Source organism: Colwellia psychrerythraea 34H, assembly GCF_000012325.1.
In the GTDB taxonomy this organism is placed as follows: Bacteria; Pseudomonadota; Gammaproteobacteria; order Enterobacterales; family Alteromonadaceae; genus Colwellia; species Colwellia psychrerythraea_A.
Genome location: NC_003910.7, coordinates 2435531 through 2452289 on the forward strand (window position 1 = coordinate 2435531; position 16759 = coordinate 2452289).

19 protein-coding genes and 2 tRNA genes are annotated in these 16759 nt (G+C 36.7%); 11 read left to right on the forward strand and 10 right to left on the reverse strand.

Going from position 1 to position 16759, the window contains the following annotated elements; genetic code table 11:
• Positions 1–64 precede the first annotated feature (64 nt).
• The 4 genes from ihfB to pyrF all read left to right on the forward strand — a co-directional run bounded on the left by ihfB (position 65) and on the right by pyrF (position 2780).
• Complete coding sequence (gene ihfB / locus CPS_RS10395) at positions 65–352, forward strand: integration host factor subunit beta (protein ID WP_011043150.1); 288 nt, start codon at positions 65–67, stop codon at positions 350–352.
• An 81-nt stretch (positions 353–433) separates the two neighbouring features.
• Entirely contained in the window at positions 434–685 is a 252-nt protein-coding gene (locus tag CPS_RS10400) for a lipopolysaccharide assembly protein LapA domain-containing protein (RefSeq protein WP_011043151.1), read from the forward strand.
• Between the two features lie 49 nt (positions 686–734).
• Complete coding sequence (gene lapB / locus CPS_RS10405) at positions 735–1904, forward strand: lipopolysaccharide assembly protein LapB (protein WP_011043152.1); 1170 nt, start codon at positions 735–737, stop codon at positions 1902–1904.
• 180 nt (positions 1905–2084) lie between these two features.
• Positions 2085–2780, forward strand: coding sequence for an orotidine-5'-phosphate decarboxylase (gene pyrF, locus CPS_RS10410; RefSeq protein ID WP_011043153.1), 696 nt, complete (start codon positions 2085–2087; stop codon positions 2778–2780).
• A gap of 119 nt (positions 2781–2899) precedes the next feature.
• Here pyrF and gap read toward each other — a convergent pair whose 3' ends face one another.
• On the reverse strand, positions 2900–3904 hold the full coding sequence (gap, locus tag CPS_RS10415; RefSeq protein ID WP_011043154.1) for a type I glyceraldehyde-3-phosphate dehydrogenase: 1005 nt from the start codon (positions 3902–3904) through the stop codon (positions 2900–2902).
• A 255-nt stretch (positions 3905–4159) separates the two neighbouring features.
• Between gap and gndA the strand changes: the two genes are divergently transcribed.
• Positions 4160–5692 carry an NADP-dependent phosphogluconate dehydrogenase gene (gndA, locus tag CPS_RS10420; RefSeq protein WP_011043155.1) on the forward strand — a complete coding sequence of 511 codons (1533 nt, stop codon included), beginning with the start codon at positions 4160–4162 and terminating at the stop codon, positions 5690–5692.
• Between the two features lie 11 nt (positions 5693–5703).
• On the forward strand, positions 5704–6081 hold the full coding sequence (gene msrB, locus CPS_RS10425; protein WP_011043156.1) for a peptide-methionine (R)-S-oxide reductase MsrB: 378 nt from the start codon (positions 5704–5706) through the stop codon (positions 6079–6081).
• Positions 6082–6153: 72 nt separating this feature from the next.
• On the opposite strand, the gene CPS_RS10430 is transcribed toward msrB, so the two are convergent.
• Entirely contained in the window at positions 6154–6993 is an 840-nt protein-coding gene (locus CPS_RS10430; RefSeq protein WP_238383604.1) for a DUF2989 domain-containing protein, read from the reverse strand.
• Between the two features lie 153 nt (positions 6994–7146).
• Here CPS_RS10430 and CPS_RS10435 point away from each other — a divergent pair, with 153 nt between their 5' ends.
• Both CPS_RS10435 and CPS_RS10440 read left to right on the forward strand, forming a co-directional pair.
• Complete coding sequence (locus tag CPS_RS10435) at positions 7147–8598, forward strand: glyceraldehyde-3-phosphate dehydrogenase (protein WP_011043158.1); 1452 nt, start codon at positions 7147–7149, stop codon at positions 8596–8598.
• 208 nt (positions 8599–8806) lie between these two features.
• Positions 8807–9004: a hypothetical protein gene (locus CPS_RS10440; protein WP_011043159.1), complete on the forward strand. Its 198-nt coding sequence runs from the start codon at positions 8807–8809 to the stop codon at positions 9002–9004.
• Between the two features lie 38 nt (positions 9005–9042).
• On the opposite strand, the gene CPS_RS10445 is transcribed toward CPS_RS10440, so the two are convergent.
• The 6 genes from CPS_RS10445 to CPS_RS10470 all read right to left on the reverse strand — a co-directional run bounded on the left by CPS_RS10445 (position 9043) and on the right by CPS_RS10470 (position 12212).
• Positions 9043–9372: a TusE/DsrC/DsvC family sulfur relay protein gene (locus CPS_RS10445; RefSeq protein ID WP_187148311.1), complete on the reverse strand. Its 330-nt coding sequence runs from the start codon at positions 9370–9372 to the stop codon at positions 9043–9045.
• Positions 9372–9668 (reverse strand): sulfurtransferase complex subunit TusB, encoded by a 297-nt coding sequence (gene tusB, locus CPS_RS10450; RefSeq protein WP_011043161.1) that lies wholly within the window; start codon positions 9666–9668, stop codon positions 9372–9374. The genes CPS_RS10445 and tusB overlap by 1 nt, the downstream gene beginning before the upstream one ends.
• Before the next feature lie 11 nt (positions 9669–9679).
• The gene (gene tusC / locus CPS_RS10455) at positions 9680–10078 is read right to left on the reverse strand and encodes a sulfurtransferase complex subunit TusC (RefSeq protein ID WP_041736900.1); all 399 of its coding nucleotides are present in this window, start codon (positions 10076–10078) and stop codon (positions 9680–9682) included.
• A complete protein-coding gene (gene tusD, locus CPS_RS10460) occupies positions 10078–10446 on the reverse strand; it encodes a sulfurtransferase complex subunit TusD (protein WP_011043163.1) in 369 nt (122 codons plus the stop codon). Before tusD ends, tusC begins: the two co-directional genes overlap by 1 nt.
• 131 nt (positions 10447–10577) lie before the next feature.
• Positions 10578–11246 (reverse strand): Bax inhibitor-1/YccA family protein, encoded by a 669-nt coding sequence (locus tag CPS_RS10465; protein WP_011043164.1) that lies wholly within the window; start codon positions 11244–11246, stop codon positions 10578–10580.
• Between the two features lie 381 nt (positions 11247–11627).
• Positions 11628–12212 carry a DNA-3-methyladenine glycosylase I gene (locus tag CPS_RS10470; protein ID WP_011043165.1) on the reverse strand — a complete coding sequence of 195 codons (585 nt, stop codon included), beginning with the start codon at positions 12210–12212 and terminating at the stop codon, positions 11628–11630.
• A gap of 185 nt (positions 12213–12397) precedes the next feature.
• On the opposite strand from CPS_RS10470, the gene CPS_RS10475 reads away from it, so the two are divergent.
• Positions 12398–12488, forward strand: a tRNA-Ser gene (locus CPS_RS10475).
• Between the two features lie 105 nt (positions 12489–12593).
• Positions 12594–12684, forward strand: a tRNA-Ser gene (locus tag CPS_RS10480).
• 83 nt (positions 12685–12767) lie between these two features.
• On the opposite strand, the gene CPS_RS10485 is transcribed toward CPS_RS10480, so the two are convergent.
• Together CPS_RS10485 and CPS_RS10490 are read right to left on the reverse strand one after the other, a co-directional pair.
• Positions 12768–13772 (reverse strand): phage integrase N-terminal SAM-like domain-containing protein, encoded by a 1005-nt coding sequence (locus CPS_RS10485; protein WP_011043167.1) that lies wholly within the window; start codon positions 13770–13772, stop codon positions 12768–12770.
• Positions 13773–13782: 10 nt separating this feature from the next.
• Positions 13783–13983, reverse strand: a complete 201-nt coding sequence (locus CPS_RS10490; RefSeq protein WP_041736901.1) for a DUF4224 domain-containing protein — start codon at positions 13981–13983, stop codon at positions 13783–13785.
• A 1085-nt stretch (positions 13984–15068) separates the two neighbouring features.
• Between CPS_RS10490 and CPS_RS10495 the strand changes: the two genes are divergently transcribed.
• Complete coding sequence (locus CPS_RS10495) at positions 15069–16505, forward strand: sulfatase (RefSeq protein ID WP_049757845.1); 1437 nt, start codon at positions 15069–15071, stop codon at positions 16503–16505.
• The last annotated feature ends 254 nt before the right edge of the window (positions 16506–16759 follow it).

Here is a 16759-nt window from a genome sequence, read left to right on the forward strand (position 1 = left end):
TACTATAATTTTTATACTAATTAGTAATAATTGCGCGGTGCTAGGTAAATACTGAGAGGTCAGAATGACTAAGTCAGAACTTATTGAAAAATTAGCCGATAAATTAAGTCATTTATCCGCTAAAGAAGTGGAAAAATCTATAAAAGAAATTTTAGAATTGATGGCGCAGTCCTTGTCAAAAGGAGAGCGTATTGAAATTCGAGGTTTTGGAAGTTTTTCATTGCATTATCGTGCTCCACGAGTTGGCAGAAATCCAAAAACTGGTGAATCGGTTGAGTTAAGCGGTAAATACGTTCCTCACTTTAAACCAGGCAAGGAGTTACGTGAAAGAGTTAATCTTTCTGTAGCATAAATTGCAAAGCTAACTAAAAAATTAGATAATAAACGGCATGTTAACCATGCCGTTTTTTTTGGGCAGAATTTGATAAGGCTGATGAAAGTGCGATTATATCTAACACTCTTTTTAATTTTAGTTTTACTTGCCGTAGCGTTTATTTTCGGTAGCCAAAACGATCAATTACTTACATTAAACTATTTGGTTGCGCGTACAGAAATAACTGTAGCTGCCGCCGTAAGTTTATTTACCGGATTAGGTTTTGCATTAGGCCTGCTTGTTACTATTCTTTGGCGTATAGTACGAAAAAGTAAAAAGGCACTCGCGAAAAATAAATCCCAGGAAAAGTAGATAATACTATTTGTCCTAATCCTCTTTATAACTTGTCTCAAGAGCGCTAATGATTGAATTACTCTTTTTATTATTACCCGTTGCCATGGCCTATGGCTGGTTTATGGGCCGTAATAGCATCAAACAAAACCAACAAATTGCAAAACAAGATTTATCGATAAAATACTCAACAGGGTTGAATTATTTATTATCTAATCAACAAGATAAGGCTATCGATTCACTGCTTGATGCTTTAAAAGTTGAGGACGATAGTGTTGAAGCCCATTTCGCTATGGCCAATTTATTCCGTAAACGTGGCGAATTAGACCGTGCATTAAAAGTTCATGAACATCTTGTTAGACTTAATCACTTGCCTACTAAAGATAAGCAGCAAGCGGTCTTTGAGTTAGGAAAAGACTTTTTAAGCGCAGGTTTATATGACCGTGCTGAAACCATGTTTATTAAATTATTAAAGTCAAAGGACTACGGTCTAAAATCTTTAACCTATTTATTAAAAATATTTCAATCCACTAAAGATTGGCAGCAGGGCATAGATAGACAAAAGTTAATTGTTAAATATAACGATAAACGTTCACTGCATACGTTAGCTAATTTTTATTGTGAATTAGCAACAACGGCTTTTGAAAAAGATCAATTTATTGAGGTGATTGAATTACTAGAGCAAGCACTTTTACTCGATCCCAATTCATGCCGCGCTAATTGGTTGATGGCAAAGATTTATGAAAACCACGAGCAATGTGAGTTAGCGGCTAAGTGTTACCAAGCCATCTATCATCAAGATAATGAGTTCTTTCCTGATGTTATTGACCCTATGTTAGCTTGTTATACTCGATTAGATGCACTGGATGAATTCTATAGTTTTATTAAAAAGGTTTATGACGAGACAGCTAGCTCTAGTGCCTTAATTTGTTATCTTAGCCATGTTGAAAATAAACACGGTAAGAAGAAGGCACTAGATTTTATTCTGTCAGCATTAAAGCGTAGACCGACTATTCGTGGCTTCGAACACTTTGTAAATATGCAAATGACTCCCTCTAATACTGATGTTAGCAATACTAGTTTAGATTTAATTAAAGAATTAATTAGTGAATATTTAAAAGTTAAGCATAGATACAGTTGTCGTACTTGTGGTTTTGACAGTTCAACCCATTATTGGTCATGCCCATCATGTCACGAGTGGGAACAGCTTAAACCAGTGCGTGGTCTCGAAGGCGAATAAAAATTAGCTTCTTTGCTACTTTCATCAATATTTTTTGTCAACCGTACTCACTGACTACCGTCAGCTCCGTGCGCTTTCCTCAATATTGAAGAAACTAGCTGTGAATCTAGCATTTATTAATTTAACTTGAACAGTAATAGCGATTTAAATCGCGAGAAAGAATTGAGAATAGGAAAAACCATGAACGATCCAAAAGTAGTTGTCGCCTTAGACTTTGATAGAAAACAAGATGCCTTATCTTTTGTTGATAAGATTCAGCCTACAGATGCCCGCTTGAAAGTTGGCAAAGAAATGTTTACTTATTTCGGCCCTGAATTTGTTAAGCAATTAACAGGTAAGGGATTTGATGTTTTTCTTGATCTTAAATTTCATGATATCCCTAACACGGTAGCAAAAGCGGTTACGGCTGCGGCAGACTTAGGTGTATGGATGGTGAATGTTCATGCCAGTGGTGGTAGTCAGATGATGACTAAAGCAAAACAAGCATTAGATAATTATGGCAACGATGCGCCATTATTAATAGCGGTAACCGTACTTACAAGTATGGGTCAAGAAGACCTTCATGGCTTAGGTATTAATAAAACACCAGCAGAGCAAGTTAACTTTTTAGCTAACTTAACAAAACAAAGCGGCTTAGATGGCGTTGTTTGTTCAGCTTGGGAAGCAGAGCAATTAAAGGCTGACTTGGGTAAAGAGTTTAAACTGATTACGCCAGGAATTAGACCTGCGGGCTCAGCACAAGACGATCAACAACGTATTATGACTCCAAAACAGGCAATTGATGTTGGCGTAGACTATTTGGTGATCGGACGTCCAATTACCAAAGCTGTTGATCCTCAATTAGTATTACAACAAATTAACGGTACCATCCGCTAAGTCATTAATAAATTAGTCCGATTGGTATCATTGAATTTTTACTATCGCGTAAACAAAAAAAGCTAGGTCAATGACCTAGCTTTTTTATTTATATAGATTTGATTTATATAAAATATTACTTATTTTTCATATTGGCTGATGAAAGCAACAAGATCTAATACCTTGTTTGAATAACCAATTTCATTATCATACCAAGAAACAACTTTAACGAAAGTATCAGTTAACGCAATACCCGCTTTCGCATCAAAAACTGAAGTACAAGTTTCACCAATGAAGTCGTTAGAAACAACAGCATCTTCAGTGTAACCTAAAATACCGTTCAACTCGCCTTCGGCGGCAGCACTCATCGCTTGACAAATTTCAGCGTAAGTTGCTGGTTTTATCAGGTTAACAGTTAAATCAACGACAGAAACGTCAGGCGTTGGAACTCGAAATGCCATGCCAGTTAATTTACCATTTAACGCTGGAATTACTTTACCTACCGCTTTAGCAGCACCAGTAGTTGAAGGTATAATGTTCTGTCCTGCACCACGACCACCGCGCCAGTCTTTAGTTGATGGGCTATCAACAGTTTTCTGAGTGGCTGTTGTCGCATGTACAGTAGTCATTAAACCATCTTGGATGCCCCAATTGTCATTTAAGACCTTAGCAATAGGTGCTAAACAGTTGGTAGTACATGAAGCATTAGAAACTATTTCTTGGCCTTTATATTCGTTTAAGTTGACACCACAAACAAACATAGGGGTATCATCTTTTGAAGGTGCACTTAAAACAACTTGCTTAGCGCCGGCTGTAATATGTTTACGTGCAGTCTCATCAGTTAGGAATAAACCGGTAGCTTCAACAACAACATCTACATCGATATCATTCCATTGTAAATTTTCAGGGTTACGTTCTGCAGTAACACGAACTGGATTACCGTTAACAATTAATTTCCCGTCAACAACATCAACAGTACCTTTAAAACGGCCATGTGTTGAATCATACTTCAACATATACGCCATGTATTCAATGTCCATTAAATCGTTGATACCAACAACTTCAATATCATCACGCTCTACAGCAGCTCTGAATACAAAACGACCAATACGGCCAAAACCATTTATGCCAACTTTAATTTTCATGGTGAACCTCTCAAATTCAATATGTAGTAAAATTACACCATTTTGAGATTAATACAAGGAAAAGATGCTATTTATGACGGGTAATTTCAATTTTATGGTAATATTTTGACTAAATTACGAAAATACTATTATTGAGCTTATTTATTTATTCATTTTGTACAATACTTTTCAAAATAGATGGTAGAATGCGAAAAATTTTGAAGAATAGCCGATTAATTTAAGCTATTGACCTTATTTGATACAGGATAAACATTTATGACACAAGATAAAGTGTTGTGTGACATTGGCTTTATTGGCCTGGGCGTTATGGGTAAAAACCTGGTGCTTAATTTAGCTGATAATGGCTTTAATATTGCGGCATTCGATTTAAGTGATGAAAAAGTTCAAGCGGTCATTGCTCAAGATGAAGCTGAAAATGCTACAGATACTCCACGTGTTTATGGATGTTCTTCTTATACTGAATTATTGTCACAACTTAAAGCACCACACTTAATTGTGTTAAGTGTTCCTGCAGGAGCACCGGTTGATCAAGTATGTGAAAACCTTATTGGCGCAGGCATTCAACCGGATGACATTATCATTGATACAGGTAACAGTCTTTGGACCGATACCGTTGCTAGAGAAAAGAAGTACAAGAGTAACTTCTTATTGTTTTCTTCTGCAGTATCAGGGGGCGAAGTTGGCGCTCGTTTTGGGCCATCTTTAATGCCAAGTGGGTCTCCTTATGCGTGGGCTAGAGTTAAACCTATTTGGGAAGCTATTGCCGCTAAAGTTGATGCTGAAACAGGTAAACCGATAGACCGTACTAAGCCAGGACAAGTTATCACTGAAGGCGAGCCTTGTGCTGCTTATATTGGACCAGCGGGAGCCGGTCATTATGTCAAGATGGTCCATAACGGTATTGAATATGCAGACATGCAAATTATCTGTGAAGCTTATCATGTATTAAAATCCGGGCTGAATTTAACCTGTGATGAAATTGCGGATATTTTTGCTCAGTGGAATGACGGCCCATTAGACAGTTATTTGATGGAAATATCAGTTGAAGTATTACGTCACAAATCCACTGATACCAATACGCCACTTGTTGAGTTGATTTTAGATAAAGCAGGGCAAAAAGGTACCGGACTTTGGACTGCAATGAGCAGTTTAGAAGTGGGCTGCCCAGCTCCTACTATTGCTCAAGCGGTATATGCACGTTCTATTTCTTCATTTAAAGAGTTGAGAACTCAAGCCTCTTCTTTATTGGAAGGACCTCAGCTAGCACCTTTATCTGCAGCTGAGCAACAACAAGTTATTGAACAATTACATGATGCAATGTACTGCGCTAAAATTTGTGCTTACGCACAAGGTTTCCAGCTAATGAAACTTGCCGCTAAAGAACATGGTTGGGTATTAGATTTTGCAAGTATTGCAAAAATTTGGCGCGCCGGTTGTATTATTAGAGCTGCATTCTTACAATCAATAACGAATGCATATGAGCGTAATGAAAACTTAGATAACTTACTGTTAGATGACTTTTTCGTTAAGGAACTTAATAAGCGTCAACTCAATTGGCGCAAGGCTATTTGTCATGCAACAATGCAGGGTGTGCCTATTGGTGCACTGTCTTCATCACTTGCTTATTATGATTCTATGCGCAGTGAAACATTACCTGCTAATCTATTACAAGGCCAACGAGATTTTTTTGGTGCTCACACTTTTGAACGCATAGACAAAACCGCTGGCAAAAAATATCATGTTCAGTGGTCAACAAAGGGCAAAGAAACCATCTTAGTTGATGGTTAAACGTAACGACCATGAAAAATAATGATGAATATAAAGATAAGTTAACCGATGCTGCTTTTAAAGTATGTCGGTTAGCGGCTACAGAACAGCCCTTCAGTGGTATTTATAACGATCACTGGCAACAGGGCTTATATCATTGTGCCTGCTGTGAACAACCTTTGTTTAGCAGCTACAGTAAATTTGATGCTGGATGTGGTTGGCCTAGTTTTTTTGCTGCAATTGAAACTAAAGTCGCCTATAAGTCAGATGAATCACACAGTATGCAACGTGTCGAGATCCAGTGTGATAATTGTCAATCTCACCTTGGCCATGTCTTTGATGATGGACCAAAACCAACAGGTAAACGCTATTGTGTTAATTCACTTAGCTTGAAGTTCTACTCAGAATAAACCTCAATATCGAGTAAAGAATAAGTATAAGTGCTTATTCTTTACCTTTCTCTTATCTTGTTTTTATAAACCTTAGTAACTCGGGCTTGTAAATTTCCCAGCCTCAATTTTAGCTAAGGTAGTGCTCGCTACTTTATCAAGAAAATCGGCATCTAATTTGTTTGCTTGTTGATAACCCTTCAAACTTGTCTCGATCATGTCATCTGGTTTATCTAATAAAAGTTGATAAGTACGTAACCAAATATATGCCTGCTTATATTGTTTTTTCTGAGTGAAGATTGTTGTCAGTGTTTGTAAAACTTCAGGAGATAGCTCTGTGCCTGGTTGATGAAGCTCTAAAGCTCGATATAATAATCCTAATGTTTTTTTCGTATTACGTTTTATATAATATGTCGCTAAATGATACTGTGCAGTTGAATTTTCAAGAATAGCCGAGCCTTCTAATTGTAGAAACTCTTCTAAAGCCAGCTCGTTAGACTCCCTTGACCAATAATAATAGAGTAGGTGAGGGTGTTTAGAATTAGCACTTTGTTCAGACAGCAGCGATAAATTGGCTTTAGCTTGTAATAAATTGTTTTTTCTAAGGGTTGTTTTTTCTTTTAATTTTATATGTTGGATCTGTGAAGCCAGTGACATGCATTTTATGTAACCTTCATACGCAATAAGTAAGTTATATTTATCGGCATCAAGATTTTTGTCTTTAACTCCAATTCTATTTAACGCGACTTCTATCCGTTGGCTCTTACACCAACTATCTTGACCAAATTCATTACATATCTCTTCATTATCTTGGCAAAGTTGCGCTAAGTTAGCATTATCTCCACAACCAGTTAGAAATAGTGCTAATAAGGCTGTTCCACACTTCATGCCATAACGAGATTTTAGTTGCTTTATTTTTCGAAAATTAATCATGAAAATACCAAAAAGTTTTTTGTAGACTATAGAGAAATATTTCATACTGAATTACAATACGCCTGTAAATATACTCTCCACTAGCTATTATCGCTTTTAGTACCCTGAGATAATAGCCTAATGTTCAATTGACTGAAATAAAAGGTTTAAGTAATGACTTCTCATCTTGAGGAAAAGTATCAAGCAAGCTGGCAAGAACGTCAAACGTTCGCTGAAAATATGCAACCAATTATTGGACAGCTTTTTCGCAACAAAGGCATTGAAATTTTAGTTTATGGTCGCCCATTATTAAATTCATCTTCTATTGATATCATTAAAGCGCATAAGTCTGTTGCTTTGCATGAAGAAAATAAATTGCGTTTACGTGAAAGTTACCCTTTTGTAGAAGCAATTAACAAAATGGATTTAGCCCCTGCACGCATCGATGTAGGTAAGTTAGCTTATAACTATTTATACCTTGGCCAAGCCAATGACCTTTCTATTGAACAATATTTAGATAAAGAATTATCAGCAGAGAGCCGCGAAAACTCAGATAAAAAAAGCCAAGACGTAGTACTTTACGGCTTTGGTAGAATCGGTCGTCTTTTAGCGCGTTTATTAATAGAACGAGCTGGACCGAATGCTAAATTAAATCTTCGTGCTATCGTTTTACGTCCAAGTAAAGGCGGTGATGACCTAGAGAAACGCGCAAGTTTATTACGTCGTGATTCAGTTCATGGTGCTTTTAACGGCAGCATTTCTATCGATAAAGAAAACAACGTAATTAAAGCTAACGGTGCTTTTATTAAAGTTATCTATGCAAAATCACCTGCTGAAGTAGATTACACTGAGCATGGTATTAAGGATGCATTAGTTGTTGATAATACAGGTATCTGGACTGACGAAGATGGTTTAGGTCAGCATTTACAATCAAAAGGTGTTGCTAAAGTATTATTAACTGCTCCTGCTAAAGGCGATATCAAAAATATCGTTTATGGTGTTAACCAAGACATGATTTTAGCCACTGATAAAATCATCTCTGCAGCTAGCTGTACTACCAATGCGATTACGCCGGTATTAAAAGCGCTTAATGATGAATATGGTATTCGCAATGGACATGTTGAAACGATTCACTCATACACTAATGATCAAAACTTAATTGATAATTACCATCCAGCGCCTCGTCGCGGACGTAGTGCTCCATTGAATATGGTTATCAGTACTACCGGTGCTGCAAAAGCAGTTGCTAAAGCATTACCTGAGCTTAAAGGCTTATTAACAGGTAACGCTATTCGTGTTCCAACGCCAAATGTTTCAATGGCTATCATGAACTTGAATTTGAAAAAATCTACTGATAAAGAAACATTGAATGATTATTTACGTAATATTTCATTGAACTCTCCTTTGCAAAATCAAATTGATTACACTGCTTCAACTGAAATCGTTTCTACTGATTTAGTGGGTTCACGTTACGCAGGTGTTGTTGATTCACAAGCAACAATTGTTGATGGTGATCGCGCAGTATTATACGTTTGGTATGACAACGAGTTTGGTTATAGCTGTCAAGTTGTTCAAGTTATGCTTGAAATGGCTGGAATTACGGTTCCTAGCTTACCGTTAAAATAAAGTTCGTTTAATTTAACGAAACGAATTAAAAAAGCGCATATTACTTAGTAATATGCGCTTTTTTGTTTTTTAGATGGAAATTAAAAACTCTAGCACTTATTATTCTTTTTATTGAATGCTTAAAGTATTAGTGTTTACAGACTTAAGTTATTAATCATTTTGCCGATAAAGCTACATTGAAATTGGTATCACACGAAGAGTGAAGTTTATGTCAGTTAGTTTAGAACAAAATAGTTCTGTAGCAGCGAAAGCAACGTCTGGAGCAGAATTTCTCAGCGCAGCTGTATCTAAAAGTCAGCAAGAGTTAGAAGGGCAAATGGCACTACAGCTTATTCAATCGGCAAATCCTACTAACTTACCTACACCTACAGGTAACAGTGGTTTTCAAGTTAATATTAAGGTGTAAAGTCTCGGTATACCGTTATCAGGGGATTTAGTTAACGGTTAAATACAGCGAGCAGGTTTTGGTAAACCAGCGTATTTAGTTGCTTGTTTCGCGGGGCCTTCTGGAAATAACTTGTATAAATAACGACTGCTAGCTTTAGCTTCACCAAATTCGGCTTTCATTGCTTTAGTCAATGCACGGATAGCAGGCGAAGTGTTATAAGTTAGGTAAAACTGTCTAACAAAGTTTATAACTTCCCAATGTGCCTCTGTCAGTTCAAATTCATCATTTTTTGCCATGACTAACGCTAAATCTTTCTGCCACAACAGGTGATCAAGTAAATAACCTTGCTTGTCTGTCGGGATTATAGTGTTTTCAAAAGTTAATATTATTGCCATGTGATCACTTTATTATGGGTAAAGGTAAGTTCAACTAAATCCACCATCTCGATATGCTTTACCTCTGCCATCGTTTCAATCGCTCTAGCCTGTGCATGATTCGTAATAACTTTGATGGTGATCGTACTATCAGCTCGCTTGATTAAACTACTCATCAAAGAATGTTTAAGGTTATAACAACCATCATCCATCAATACGATAGAGTCTTGTTGATCAAGCACACTTAAGCATTGTGCGAAGTCATTGGTGGTAAAAGCTGATTTCCTTACTAAATGTAATGTGCTCATATTAATTTTCCTTAAAACCTAAGTACATGTTGGTGACGATTAAGTGCTTTACCAAACTCAACACTCGCTAATACTTGCACATCATCAATATGAAATGCCTCGTCAAGCTGTCTATTCACTAACGACTGTTGGCATACGTAGATGTCTTCAATGTCGTAGAATTCAAACGCTGAAAATGTTTTTAAATAGTCTTTAATAGACACCAAACTAGCATCTTGATTCGCAATTAATTGATAAACACCATCACCTTGGAAAAATAGCGAGACCTTCTGCTCAAATGAGCCAAAGATTAACGCAACATCAAGGGCATCTTTACCATAGTTACTACTAAATGGGGCTTTGCTATTTATAATTGCCAGGCCATTTACTTCCGACAAATTACTATCTTCTTGTTGATCTGATGATGTCATTAAAACTGTACCAAGCGTGTTGCTTTTGTAGTTAACTCAACCAATTCACCTAAACCGGATACGGTAAATGCTTCGTTTATTTGTTCGTTATCTATTGAATCACAGGCTATACCGCGCATTTCAGCGGCAGTAATACAAATGTGCAGGGGTAATTGATACTGTTGATTTAATCGCTGCCAGTGCGCTATTGCTTGATATTCATCACTGGCAATACTAATGTTTTCATTCGCATGCATTGCACCATCTTGGTAAAAGAAGACACCAATAACATTAATACCAGCGGCTAATGCTGTTTCAACATACGTTAATGCTGTGATGGTTAAATGGCTATAAGGGGGAGTAGTTACTACTACAGCAAGAGTTTTCACAACACATCCAAATTTTAAAAAGGCAATAAAGGGCTATAAAAGGTTAAAAAAAAGCCCCGCAATCGCGAGGCTTTTATTATAAAACATTATAAATGATTATAATGTTTTTTAGCGTAAATTTTTAATATTTACTAATCATCGCTGCCGAATACGCCAAGTAACGATAATAAATGCACAAAAATGTTGTATATGTTTAAGTACAAAGAAACCGTAGCGCGAATGTAGTTACGTTCGCCACCATTAATTATACGGCTTGTATCATACAAAATTAAACCAGACATAATCATGATAACTGCAGCACTTACCGCTAATGAAAGAGCAGGGATTTGAAAGAAGATGTTAGCAAGACTTGCAACAACAACAACAATCAAACCTACCATTAAAAAGCCACCCATAAATGAGAAGTCTTTTTTACTCGTAAGCGCATAACCTGACAGTGCGAAAAATATTAATGCGGTTCCACCAAGTGCTTGCATTATCATTGCCGGACCACCATCCATTGCAGCGTATGCGCTAAGCATAGGACCCAATGATGCGCCCATTAAACCAGTAAAAGCAAAAATCCAATAAACACCACTAGCAGAATCAGCTTTTTTGTTTACTACAAACATTAAACCGAACGCGACTAGCATCATAACAAGTGCAACACCGTGTGATAGGTTCATTGCCATTGAAACGCCAGCTGTTACGGCACTAAATGCAAGTGTCATTGATAACAGCATGTAAGTATTTCTCAATACTTTATTAATTTCTATCGCCGAACTTTTACTCGCCGTTTGAAAACTCATATTAGATTGCATAAAACTTCCTTAAGAATGTAATTCTATTTACTTGTTATAAACTAAGATAAGGTCATTTTAGATAAGTTCAAGTCTTTCTTACTTTTCATACATAACTGACTTACGCTAACTTAGTTCCTTATGACATATTATGGCATGGTGATTTTTAAAATACTACGTTTAGCTTTGTTTAAAAGGGGCTATTATTTGTTATCTTTTGTAACAAGCAATTAAAATAGTTTTTCCTATTTACCATGTAGAGTAGCAAAAGAGCGTTAAGTCAGTAATGAAATTATAAGTATTAACAACACTTTAACTCTAGTACTCTGCATGTTTATACTTTCTTACTTTACATAGTACAGCCATCAGCCTGATCGTTTGTAAAAATATGCGGTTTATCATTTACAAGAGTTTAAAGGCATTCTTTCTAAAACAACTGTTTGAATGATCGTTGATTAAACCTGTTGCTTGTAAGTGTGAGTACAGTGTCGTTGGACCGAGAAACTTAAAGCCACGTTTTTTTAAATCTTTAGCTAACGCATCACTAATAGGCGAAGTAGCGACATAATCTTTAATCGTATCAAGGTTATTTACAATAGTCTCGTTGTTTACGTATGACCAAATAAACTTGGTGAAACTACCAAATTCATTCTGTATTTCAATAAATCTATTCGCATTATTAATCGCTGCTTCAATTTTACGTCGGTAACGTACTATTGAAGCATCTTGCATTAAGCGCTCTACATCATCATCAGTGAACTTTGCTACCTTGGTTACCTCAAAGTCTGCAAACAACTTACGATAACCCTCACGCTTCTTTAAGATGGTATACCAGCTTAAACCAGCCTGCGCTGATTCTAATACCAATGATTCAAACATCTTTTTGTCTTCATATACTGGCACACCCCATTCTTCATCATGGTATTTAACATAATCTAACTTTGATGTGTCTAACCAGGGGCAACGGCAGGTGTTTTTTTCTGACATGGTGTCATTCCTTCTTCTAACTTTTATAAATTGCTGAAAAACAAAGCAAGCTGACTGTTTTTTTAGCAAACAAACTGAAAACAAGCATAAAAGCTAAAATAGTGCTTTACAACTTATTAGAGAGACTTTAGTATTCGCCTCGTTCTCAAGCAAGCATTGTTTTACAAGCTTATTTGTTAACTTCAGGTGAGATGGCTGAGTGGTCGAAAGCACCGGTCTTGAAAACCGGCAAGGGTTTGTAGCCCTTCTAGAGTTCAAATCTCTATCTCACCGCCACATTAAGAAAAACTGCTAATTGAAAAATTAGCGGTTTTTTGCTTTTAATTATTTTAAAAGCAAATTAAAGGATGTAGTTTATCTCCTTTATACTTGAAAACTTCAGGTGAGATGGCTGAGTGGTCGAAAGCACCGGTCTTGAAAACCGGCAAGGGTTTGTAGCCCTTCTAGAGTTCAAATCTCTATCTCACCGCCACATTTTAAAGGGCTGCCGTAAGGCGGCCCTTTCTCGTTTTTAGGCTGAAAAGTATCGAGGGTAACTGAAAGGTAACTCAATTGCTAATTTCGACTTTTGACAGTGGGAACAATGTGAGTTTTTCTGTCGTAATCAGCAGTTTGTTTTATAGTTGTATGGCCAGCAGCGTTTCTTTTTTCTTCTAAATTGCCTTCAAAATCGCTTATCCCTTTGGCTTTTAGATCGTGAAAGGTGAAATCCATTAAATAACCAGTTGATTTTCTTGCGCGTTCCATCGTTGATACCCAACGATCACGAAAACCATTAGTACCATAACCTGAACCGTTAAACTGATGAATGACATACATTGAACTAATTGATGGGTTCACTTTGTTTGCGTGAGAAATAGCTTTTTTGAGACGTGGAGACCATTCTTTTATTTGTTTCTTGCCAGTTTTACCTTGTTTGATATAAATACCGTCAGCAATAAGTTGTTCTTTTCGTAATCTCTCAACGTCACCACGCCTAGCCATACAAAGGTAAGATATTTCAGCAGCGGCATAGATGACGGGACAAGCGTGATTTAGCAACGCTTGATATTCTACATCTGTGACGTAACGGTCACGCGCTTTTTCGGTAAACTTCTTTACACCGACACAAGGATTCACCTTTATTTTTCCGCGTTCATACGCCCATGAAAATATGGATTGTAATGCAGATTTGTGACGGTTTGCTTGACTAATCCCAGACTTAACAGCTTTCTTATCCATGAACATGCGTACATGCTTAGGTTCAACCTTGTTGATGTCCATCTTGCCAAAAGCTATCAACAAATCCTTTTTGTAACCTAGATAATCCTTTTGAGTACGGGGTGCTTTGTCGATGAATGATGCGCTGAGAAAGAACTTTTCAAACAAACTAGCAACCGAATTGAAATTATCCAATGATGCACATTCTTTTTCGTATAACATCCAAACAAGCGACTTAGCAACGTCCAATCCACACAAACGAATTTTCCCGCCAGATTTTGGTTGAAATACATATGCCACTTTTGTTTTATAAACCCGAGGTGGCATCCATTTTTCTTCAGCTTTGCGTTGTTGAGTCACAGTCTACACCTTAAAAATCTAGGTCAAATCCGTCATCTTTAGTTATTCGGTTCTGTCCTGCTTGCTCTATCCATTTGTTAGTTGTACGTACTTGGCCGTCCTTACCCTCAACATAGTAAATTTTATGCTTTCTGAGACATTTTGCGACATCCGAAGGCTGAACATAACCAGTCAATTGCCTAAGATCTTCTTTATCCAATATAGACAACATCAGTGATGTCTCCTTTTATCAATTGGTTCAAACAACGATATTTATGACTATAGGTTTGCGTTAAGTTAAGAGCTAATGTTTGATGGCTCATATTCATTACCTTTAATTAATTGGATGAATAACTTCTATTGAGGTTTTATACTCAATCCGTAATAGCATAGTGCTAATTTTTTCTTACGATTAGTTACTCGATTTAAAGTAAATATAATGCATTACAATACTTCACACAAGGCCTGATATCTCTACACCCCTTTGTCTTAGCGGGCTGCGCACCATTAAGGCCTGCGGCGCAGTGCTTTTCATTTGTGCAGAAAATCTAGTTTTTTTTAAATGACAGGACTCTAGGAATGTTTTTCTTTAATAAATGCTGTTTAAATGTACAAATTGCGTATTACCACGATATAGATCGGTATAAGGTGATAGCTGATGCCTGTTAATATGAATATACTTAGGATGAAGTAACTGATGCCTTCATGGATAATTACATCAGTTATGCCACCTAATTACATCAGTTATGCCAGTCATTATCATCTAATACTGCCACCTAATAACATTGGCTGCGGCCAATGAATAACATAAGGTTTGCCACTAATAAATATGATCACTTTGTGCGCAAAGGGGAAGCTATGAGTGAATTAACTGATACTTCGGCTACTTAGCCAAAAGCTGACATTAGATTTTGAGTCACTGACGGCATCTCAGAGCGTTTTGCTGACATTAGACTGGTCATGTGTTTTTAGTTTTCTAACTCGTTAAGGGGCACTTAGCGCCATAGAGCTTATGATTTTTTTTCCGAATTAACAAGATCAATAAATGACAAGATGCCAATTTTAACAAAAGGCATTTAGTGGTGTTATGACAAGATTTATTTGAATCGAAGAAGAAAATAAAGCGTAGTTTTTCTGCTGCATAATATAGTCGCTTACATGAAGATGGTTAATATGTCTCTCCATTTGCTGTTATCCCTAGTTGTATTTTATTTAAGAACATTATTATAAATCAGGATGACTTGAATATCAGTATTGTTGACAACGTTATCATGTTGTTGCAATATGCCTGTAGTCAAAGTTAACTGTTGGAATAATATGAAAGTACAAATTAAGAGCATAACTCAATGGGGCGGGGTGCTTCTACTGAGCTTTTCCTCATGTTATGTCAATGCAAATAAGCTCATTAAGCCAAATATACTTTTTATTGCGGTTGATGATTTAAAGCCGCTTATTCGTGATTATGGAACAGCTAAAGTTCAGACGCCTAATATTGATAAATTGGCAAGTCAAAGTACTGTCTTTACCCGTGCTTATTCTCAATATCCGGTATGTGGGCCTTCTCGGATGAGCATTCTTACCGGATTGCGACCAGAATCAAATGGCATTATGAATTTGAAAGATAAGATTCGTGATGTTAACCCCAGCGTTATAACACTACCTCAATTTTTTAAAAATAATGGTTATGAAACAGCGGCAACAGGGAAAATTTTTGATCCAAGGAACACCACGAGTCGCAGTGAAGAAGAAGTATTATCTTGGTCAATTCCCTATCAAAGGCCTAAACACGGATTAAAGGGAAAAACACGTTTAGCGGTTGAGTCTATTGATGAACCGGATGAAAAATTTGTTGATGGCGGTATTCTTAAACGTGGCAAAAAGCTACTTAAACAAATGGCAAATAAAAACAAACCCTTCTTTTTAGCCGTTGGTTTTAAGAAGCCTCACTTACCATTTGTAGCACCAAAAAAATATTATGATTTATATAGCAGAGAAAGTTTTGACTTAGCAAGTTACCAAAGTGCCCCAGAAGATGCTGATACAACTTACTTATTTCATAAAAATCAAGAGTTAAGAGGGTATAAACCAACGCCTATTAAAGGTGGAGAAATAAAGCCTTATCCAAAAGGTAAACTATCTTCTGCCCACCAAAAAGAGTTATTACATGGCTACTTTGCCTCGGTAAGCTTTATTGATAGCCTTGTTGGTGAATTACTCGAAGAGCTTGAAAAAACAGGTCAAGCTGAAAATACGGTAATTGTTTTTTGGGGGGACCACGGTTTTCATTTAGGTGATCATGGATTATGGGGGAAGCACACTACTATGGAGCAAGCTAACCATGTTCCATTAATTATTAAAATCCCAGGTAGTAAAGCTAATCGTTATGCTAAGCCTGTTGAATTACTTGATGTTTTCCCTTCACTAACCGAAGCCGCAGGACTTTCAATACCGAATAACTTACAAGGAACAAGTTTAGTTTCTCTTGTAACAGGAAAGCTAAAATCAATTGATAAAGTCGCTATTAGCCAGTACAAGCGAAAAGGAGCGTATGGCTATTCAATGCGTACAGAGCAATATCGATATACCCAGTGGGTTACTCCAAGTGGTAAAGTCGTTTATCGTGACTTGTATGATCTTATTAACGACCCCCTAGAAACCAAAAACATCATTAATACACCAGAAGGTAAATTGTTAGAGGTTGAGTTGAACAAACAACTTCATACCAACAGTGCAGGTTTAAAAAGATTGAAATAATTGGGACTTGAAAAAATTAGTGTGAATGAAAAGCCATTATCTATTTTATAGATAATGGCTTTTCTTTATTTCAAATACAGATTACACACAACATGTTTGATAACGATGTTTTACTTCTCTATTTTGTGTTGACTTCCGTATGGCTCTCTATTGATATGATAACTGATTAACGAGCTAGCTCTAAGTCGCTTTATTGTTAATTTGTTCGGGGTGTAAGCCCTCAGTTCAAACGTCATACTTCATTAATTCAATTA

Coding starts and splice junctions, on each gene's coding strand:
- gap (WP_011043154.1), bottom strand. CDS start 3,904: ATGAAAATTAAAGTTGGCATAAATGGTTTTGGCCGTATTGGTCGTTTT.
- lapB (WP_011043152.1), top strand. CDS start 735: ATGATTGAATTACTCTTTTTATTATTACCCGTTGCCATGGCCTATGGC.
- tusB (WP_011043161.1), bottom strand. CDS start 9,668: ATGAGCACATTACATTTAGTAAGGAAATCAGCTTTTACCACCAATGAC.
- CPS_RS10430 (WP_238383604.1), bottom strand. CDS start 6,993: ATGATTAATTTTCGAAAAATAAAGCAACTAAAATCTCGTTATGGCATG.
- CPS_RS10465 (WP_011043164.1), bottom strand. CDS start 11,246: ATGCAATCTAATATGAGTTTTCAAACGGCGAGTAAAAGTTCGGCGATA.
- CPS_RS10400 (WP_011043151.1), top strand. CDS start 434: ATGAAAGTGCGATTATATCTAACACTCTTTTTAATTTTAGTTTTACTT.
- CPS_RS10435 (WP_011043158.1), top strand. CDS start 7,147: ATGACTTCTCATCTTGAGGAAAAGTATCAAGCAAGCTGGCAAGAACGT.
- CPS_RS10490 (WP_041736901.1), bottom strand. CDS start 13,983: ATGTTGTCTATATTGGATAAAGAAGATCTTAGGCAATTGACTGGTTAT.
- CPS_RS10470 (WP_011043165.1), bottom strand. CDS start 12,212: ATGTCAGAAAAAAACACCTGCCGTTGCCCCTGGTTAGACACATCAAAG.
- CPS_RS10495 (WP_049757845.1), top strand. CDS start 15,069: ATGAAAGTACAAATTAAGAGCATAACTCAATGGGGCGGGGTGCTTCTA.
- ihfB (WP_011043150.1), top strand. CDS start 65: ATGACTAAGTCAGAACTTATTGAAAAATTAGCCGATAAATTAAGTCAT.
- gndA (WP_011043155.1), top strand. CDS start 4,160: ATGACACAAGATAAAGTGTTGTGTGACATTGGCTTTATTGGCCTGGGC.
- msrB (WP_011043156.1), top strand. CDS start 5,704: ATGAAAAATAATGATGAATATAAAGATAAGTTAACCGATGCTGCTTTT.
- tusC (WP_041736900.1), bottom strand. CDS start 10,078: ATGACATCATCAGATCAACAAGAAGATAGTAATTTGTCGGAAGTAAAT.
- CPS_RS10440 (WP_011043159.1), top strand. CDS start 8,807: ATGTCAGTTAGTTTAGAACAAAATAGTTCTGTAGCAGCGAAAGCAACG.
- pyrF (WP_011043153.1), top strand. CDS start 2,085: ATGAACGATCCAAAAGTAGTTGTCGCCTTAGACTTTGATAGAAAACAA.